Source organism: Xanthobacter autotrophicus, from assembly GCF_030015065.1.
In the GTDB taxonomy this organism is placed as follows: domain Bacteria; phylum Pseudomonadota; class Alphaproteobacteria; order Rhizobiales; family Xanthobacteraceae; genus Xanthobacter; species Xanthobacter autotrophicus_D.
This window is the reverse complement of the sequence record NZ_JAIVFN010000174.1, coordinates 1-6,338: the sequence shown is the minus strand read 5'-3', so window position 1 is coordinate 6,338 and position 6,338 is coordinate 1. Positions and strand designations below refer to the sequence as shown.

The following is a 6,338-nucleotide window of genomic DNA, read 5'->3' as shown; positions in this document are numbered from 1 at the left end:
CCCGCCCCTCCTTCCCGAGCCGCGCCGGCGGACGACCCGGCGCGCCGGGAGCGCCGCGCTGGGCCAAGGGCGGCGGTGGAGGCGGCAAAGGCGGCGGCGGAAAGGCTCCGCCCTGGGCCGGGGAGGACGATGTCGCCCTGCTCTATGGCTGGCACACCGTGGCGGAGGCCATCGGCAACCCCAAGCGACGCTTCCGGCGGCTGCGCGCCACCGAGAATGCGATCCACCGCCTCGCCGAGGAGGGCCTTACCCCTCCGATCGCGCCCGAGATCGTGCGCCCCGGCGACATCGACAAGCTGCTGGGGCCGGACGCGGTGCACCAGGGCCTGCTCGCAGAGGTGGACCACCTGCCCTCCCCGCGCCTGAAGGACATCGCCAAGACCGATCTGGTCCTGGTGCTGGACCAGATCACCGACCCGCACAATGTGGGAGCCATCGTGCGTTCGGCGGCGGCCTTCGCGGTCAGCGCCATCGTCACCACGGCCCGCCACAGCCCGGCCGCCACCGGCGTGCTCGCCAAGAGCGCGTCGGGCGGACTGGAGCACGTGCCGTTCTGCCTCGTGACGAATCTCGCGCGCGCCCTAACGGAGCTGAAGGACAACGGCATGCTGGTGGTGGGCCTCGACAGCGAGGGCCCCGCCGACCTGGAGGACACGCCCATGCGGGCGCCCCTCGCCCTGGTGCTGGGCGCCGAGGGCAAGGGCCTGCGCCAGCTCACCCGCGAGACCTGCGACGTGCTGGCGCGCATCGACCTGCCGGGCGCCATCAAGAGCCTCAACGTGTCCAACGCCGCGGCCCTGTCGCTGGGCATGGCGCGCCGGGTGATGAAGCGCGCCTGACCGCCCGGCCCGGGCGGCGGACGGCCATATGCAAACCGCCAGCGGGCCTGAGTTCGGGCCACCCCGCGATGCAGCGCAGCCCCTTCGCGGTTGCACCTAAGACCATTGACCAATCGCCACTCCGCCGCGCCTTCGCCATGGTATTGACATGGCGCAAATTGCGCCAAGAGCACGCGCCGGCGGATTTGCCCGGCAAGCCCATCGGAAAACGCGTTCTCTTATTCAAGTGAGAGACGGATTCGCCGGTCAGACTGATCGGATCCGGCTCGAGCCTGCCGGAACAGATCCGCACGCAGAGGCGGAAACGGCGGGCCGACGGAGGAACGCCAAGGGACCCCGCCGCACATTGTGCGCGCGGATGCCTTGCGTTGTGCCGGCGCGGCCCGCCTTCCGACAGATCGTGTTCAGTTCGACATCCGCCGGCGGCGGAGCCCTGATGCGACGGGAGGGACCCATTCCATGAGCGTGACGACTGCAGGAGCGGCCGCCAAGCCGCGTCCCATGACCCGGGAGGAGAAGAAGGTCATCTTCGCGTCCTCCCTCGGCACTGTATTCGAGTGGTACGATTTCTATCTGTACGGCTCGCTTGCCGCGATCATCGGCGCCCAGTTCTTCAGCGCCTATCCGCCGGCCACCCGCGATATCTTCGCCCTGCTGGCCTTCGCCGCCGGCTTCCTGGTGCGCCCGTTCGGCGCCATCGTGTTCGGCCGCATCGGCGACCTGGTCGGCCGCAAATACACCTTCCTCGTCACCATCCTGATCATGGGCCTGTCGACCTTCATCGTCGGCATCCTGCCCAATGCCGCCTCCATCGGCATTGCCGCGCCCATCATCCTCATCGTCCTGCGCCTGCTCCAGGGCCTCGCGCTCGGCGGTGAATATGGCGGCGCCGCCACCTACGTGGCCGAGCACGCGCCCCACGGCCGCCGCGGCTTCTACACCTCGTGGATCCAGACCACGGCGACGCTGGGCCTGTTCCTGTCGCTGATCATCATCCTCTTCACCCGCACCCTCACCGGCGAAGAGGCGTTCCGCGACTGGGGCTGGCGCATTCCGTTCCTGGTCTCCATCGCCCTGCTCGGCGTCTCGGTCTGGATCCGCCTCCAGCTCTCCGAATCGCCGACCTTCCAGAAAATGAAGGAAGAGGGTACCACCTCCAAGGCGCCGCTGTCCGAAGCCTTCGGCGCCTGGGGCAACCTGAAGATTGTGCTGCTCGCCCTGTTCGGCCTCGTCGCGGGCCAGGGCGTGGTCTGGTACACGGGCCAGTTCTACGCCCTGTTCTTCCTGCAATCTATCCTGAAGGTGGACGGCTACACCTCCAACCTGCTGATCGCGTGGTCGCTGGTGTTCGGCACGGGCTTCTTCGTGTTCTTCGGCTGGCTCTCCGACAAGATCGGCCGCAAGCCCATCATCCTGGCGGGCTGCCTGATCGCCGCGGCGAGCTACTTCCCGCTGTTCAACATGATCACCTCCTACGCGAACCCCGCGCTGGAGAAGGCGATCCAGAACGTGCGCGTCACCGTGGTCTCGGACCCCGCCAATTGCGGCAGCCTGTTCAATCCCGTGGGCACGCGCATCTACAACCAGCCCTGCGACATCGCCCGCGACTTCCTCGCCAAGTCGTCGGTGAAGTATTCGACCGAGGCAGGCCCCGCCGGTTCACCGGTGCAGATGAAGGTGAACGACACGGTCGTGCCGTACTCCGCCGATTTCGCCAAGTCGGCGACCGCCGCCCTCCAGGCGGCCGGATATCCAAGCGCGGCGACGAACAAGGACGTCATCAAGATGGCGCACCCGTTCGACATCTTCCAGCCGCGGGTGGCGGCGGTGATCGGGCTGCTGTTCATCCTGGTGCTGTTCGTGACCATGGTGTACGGGCCCATCGCGGCGGCGCTGGTGGAGCTGTTCCCGGCGCGCATCCGCTACACCTCCATGTCGCTGCCCTACCATATCGGCAACGGCTGGTTCGGCGGCCTGCTGCCGGCCACCGCCTTCGCCATGGTGGCGGCCACCGGCGACATCTATTACGGCCTGTGGTACCCGATCGTGATCGCGCTGATGACCTTCGTCATCGGCCTTCTGTTCGTGCCCGAGACCAAGGATCGCAACATCGATCACTGGCACTGACGCCGGCGCGCGGCTCCCCCGCGCCGCGCCCGGCCCGACCGGACGGCCCCGCCCCCAAAAGGCGGGGCCGCTCCTTTTCGGGGCGCTTGTTCCGTCGCCGAAGCGCTGCTAGAGCAAAAGCACGGGGCCGGATTAGCACAGCGGTAGTGCAGCGGTTTTGTAAACCGAAGGTCGGGGGTTCGATCCCCTCATCCGGCACCATTTCCCCGTCGACTGGCGTCGATCGCCGTCGCGGAATTCCAGAAATCAAAGGATTTCTAGGCTATCAGTGTCGGCCAAGGTCGGCCTTAGCCTGTTGGCATCATTGTTGGCATCTGAGCATACTAACAGCTCCGGATGCCAACACATGGCGCTTTCCGATGTCGCCGTCCGATCTGCCAAACCCCAGCCGCGCCCGGTGAAACTATCCGACGGCGGTGGCCTCCACCTGCTCGTGCCCCCCGCTGGTGGCCGGCTCTGGCGCTTGGCGTACCGGTTCGATGGCAAACAGAAGCAGCTCGCACTCGGCGCCTATCCGGCGGTTGGGCTCGCCGACGCTCGGAAAGCGCGGAATGCCGCGAAGTCGGGCTTGGCAGCAGGCGTCGACCCACCACCTCGTTCGCGAGCAATCCGGTGGCGCAGAAGGTCGCGGCGGCGGCCACGGCGGCGGGCCTGCCGCTGGACATCGTGATGCCGGTGGTGGCGCAGGAGAGCGGCTTCAACGCGGCGCTGCGGCCGGTGGGCAAGGATGGGCGCCAATTGTCCTCGGCGCTGGGGGTATTCCAGCTCCTCAAGTCGGAGCGCGACGCCGCCGGCATCGGTGACAGCACCGATGTGGACGCACAGATCCCGGTGGGCATCCGCAAGATGCAGTCGGTCTATGCGACGGCGAAGGCGACGCTCGGGCGCGACCCGACGCCGGGCGAGTTCTATGCGGTCTATTATCAGGGCGAGGCTACCGGGCCGAAGATCCTGAAGAATCCGGATGGCGACTTCGTCGCGACGGTCGGGCAGAAGGTGATCGACGCCAATCCCTGGCTGGCGAACATCAAGACCAACGGCGACTTCGTCCGCTGGACCACCTCACTTCGGCCTGACTGCGGTTGCGCATCATCGTCGAAACTATAGAAATGCGGCTCCAAGGAGTTCGCGAACGTGTCCCCCGAAGGCCACATCCTTATCGTTGACGACGATGCAGAAATCCGGCGCCTCGCCGGCAAGTTCCTGCGCGAGCACGGGCACAAGGTCACGGCCGCGCAGGATGCCCGCGAGATGCGGGAGGCGATGGTCGCCGGCACGGTGGACCTCGTCATTCTCGACGTCATGCTGCCGGGGGTGAGCGGGCTCGATTTGTGCCGGGACATCCGCCGCACATCGAACCTCCCCATCATCATGCTGACCGCGCGCGGCAGCGACGTGGACCGGATCGTCGGGCTGGAACTGGGCGCCGACGATTATCTGGCGAAGCCCTTCAACCCGCGCGAGCTGCTCGCCCGCATCCATGCCGTGCTGCGGCGGACGCGGCTGTCCGACCCCGCCGCTGCTAGCGGCGGCACCTGCCTGACGTTTTCCGGCTGGACCCTCGACACCCGGCGGCGGGAGCTGACCAATCCGGAAGGCGCCATCGTCGATCTCTCCACCGGCGAATACGACCTGCTGCTGACCTTCCTGGAGCATCCCCAGCGCGTGCTGACGCGCGACCAGCTGATGGATGCCGCGAAGAACCGCATTGCCACCGGCTTCGACCGGGCGATCGACATCCAGGTGAGCCGGCTGCGCCGGAAGCTTGATTCCAGCGACGGGCCGGAGATGGTCAAGACGGTACGCGGGACCGGCTATTTCTTCATTCCGGAGGTGGTGCGCTCATGATCCGCGCCCTCGACAGCCTCGCCCTGCGGACCGCTGTCGTGGCCGTGCTCGGAATCGTCGTGGTCCATGTGCTGAGCCTGTGGACCTACGAGCATGCCATGGAGCGCGAGCGCCATGCGGCACATGCCGTCCGCCTTGCCGACCAGGTCGTGGCGCTGCGCCGGTCGCTCGCCGCCGCCCCCCCGGAGCGTCGGGAAGAGGTGGCCCATGCCCTGTCGGGGGGCGCCATTGATGCCCATTGGGGCCGCAAGGCCATGGCGGCGACGGGGCCCCACGCCGACGCGTCCGCCCAGCGCCTCGCCGCCGAGGTTCGCGCGCTCGCACCGGACCTTGCCACAACGGACATTCTGGTTGGCGCCGGGCCCGATCCACACCTCAGCCTCGTGGCCGTGCGCCTGCCCGACGGGAGCTGGCTGAATGTGCGCCTGTTCGCCTCGCTGCCGCAGACCGCCGGGGGCCACGGTTCCCTGCTCTCCACCACGCTGATGGCGGCGGGGGTGCTGCTCCTGTCCCTCGCCATCGCCGCATGGCTCACACGGCCCCTTCGGGCCATGGCGCGCACCGTCGCGGCCCTGCCGCCGGACGCGGCACGCGTTCACCTCCCCGAGACGGGCCCGAAGGAGGTGCGGGAGCTGGCCCATGCCTTCAACGGGATGCAGGCGCGCATCGCCGGGCTGGTCGAGCGGCGCACCCAGGCCCTCGCCGCAGTCTCCCACGATCTGCGCACGCCCATGACGCGCCTGCGCTTCCGCCTCGAGGATGTGAGCGACCCGGCGCTGCGCGATGCCATCGCCGGGGACGTCGCGGAGATGGAGCAGATGGTCGAGGCCACGCTCTCCTACCTGCGCGGCGAGGCGAGCGAGGAGCCCGTGCGGCCGCTCGATCTGGTGGCCCTGGTGGAGACCATCGTGGACGACGCGCGGGACCGGGGTCTGCGGGCCGATCTTTCGGCGCCGCCGCGCCTCGTCGTCGCGGGACGGCTCGTCAGCCTGAAGCGGATGGTGGGCAATCTGGTGGAAAACGCGCTTGCCTATGGCGGCTCCGCGCATCTGGCCATCCAGGACGAGGAGACGGACGCCGTCCTGACGGTGCGGGACGAGGGACCGGGCATCCCGGAGGGCCAGCTGGCCGCCGTGCTTGAGCCGTTCGTGCGGCTTGAGGCCTCGCGCAGCCGCGCCACCGGAGGCGTCGGGCTCGGCCTCACCATAGCCCGCAGCGTGGCGGAAGCGCATGGGGGAACGCTGACCCTCGCCAACGCCACGGGCGGCGGCCTCATCGCCACGGTATGTCTGCCCAAGGTCCAGGCTGAAACAAACTGATACAGAAGCGATACGTGGCGTGACGCGCCGCGCGCTATCGCTCTCCCGTACCGGAATCGCGAGCGGACGGGTTGAGGCATGGCGCGCCATTTCTTGCGGAAAGCCGTCTTCGGCCTGTGCGGGCTTCTCGCCGGTGCGGCGCTGTCCGGCCCCGCTGCGGCCCACGAAGGCCACGACCACGGCGCGCCCCCGCCGCCCCCGGGGA

6 protein-coding genes and 1 tRNA gene are annotated in these 6,338 nt (G+C 68.5%); all 7 read left to right on the top strand.

What is annotated here, in order from left to right; translation table 11 throughout:
• A partial coding sequence (rlmB, locus tag K9U40_RS21440) for a 23S rRNA (guanosine(2251)-2'-O)-methyltransferase RlmB (protein WP_282892145.1) occupies positions 1-839 on the top strand: 839 nt, incomplete at its 5' end.
• 459 nt (positions 840-1,298) lie between these two features.
• Positions 1,299-2,966 (top strand): MFS transporter, encoded by a 1,668-nt coding sequence (locus K9U40_RS21435; RefSeq protein WP_282892144.1) that lies wholly within the window; start codon positions 1,299-1,301, stop codon positions 2,964-2,966.
• A 126-nt stretch (positions 2,967-3,092) separates the two neighbouring features.
• Positions 3,093-3,167, top strand: a tRNA-Thr gene (locus K9U40_RS21430).
• Between the two features lie 145 nt (positions 3,168-3,312).
• Positions 3,313-3,636 (top strand): Arm DNA-binding domain-containing protein, encoded by a 324-nt coding sequence (locus tag K9U40_RS21425; RefSeq protein WP_414114975.1) that lies wholly within the window; start codon positions 3,313-3,315, stop codon positions 3,634-3,636.
• A complete protein-coding gene (locus K9U40_RS21420) occupies positions 3,579-4,073 on the top strand; it encodes a hypothetical protein (protein WP_282892143.1) in 495 nt (164 codons plus the stop codon). The genes K9U40_RS21425 and K9U40_RS21420 overlap by 58 nt, the downstream gene beginning before the upstream one ends.
• Positions 4,074-4,100: 27 nt before the next feature.
• Positions 4,101-4,814 (top strand): response regulator, encoded by a 714-nt coding sequence (locus K9U40_RS21415; protein ID WP_282892142.1) that lies wholly within the window; start codon positions 4,101-4,103, stop codon positions 4,812-4,814.
• Positions 4,811-6,133, top strand: a complete 1,323-nt coding sequence (locus K9U40_RS21410; RefSeq protein ID WP_282892141.1) for an ATP-binding protein — start codon at positions 4,811-4,813, stop codon at positions 6,131-6,133. Before K9U40_RS21415 ends, K9U40_RS21410 begins: the two co-directional genes overlap by 4 nt.
• Positions 6,134-6,338: the final 205 nt, after the last annotated feature.

What these genes read in the sequence shown, in the direction of transcription:
- K9U40_RS21410 (WP_282892141.1), top strand. Translation starts at nt 4,811, where the DNA reads ATGATCCGCGCCCTCGACAGCCTCGCCCTGCGGACCGCTGTCGTGGCC.
- K9U40_RS21435 (WP_282892144.1), top strand. Translation starts at nt 1,299, where the DNA reads ATGAGCGTGACGACTGCAGGAGCGGCCGCCAAGCCGCGTCCCATGACC.
- K9U40_RS21425 (WP_414114975.1), top strand. Translation starts at nt 3,313, where the DNA reads ATGGCGCTTTCCGATGTCGCCGTCCGATCTGCCAAACCCCAGCCGCGC.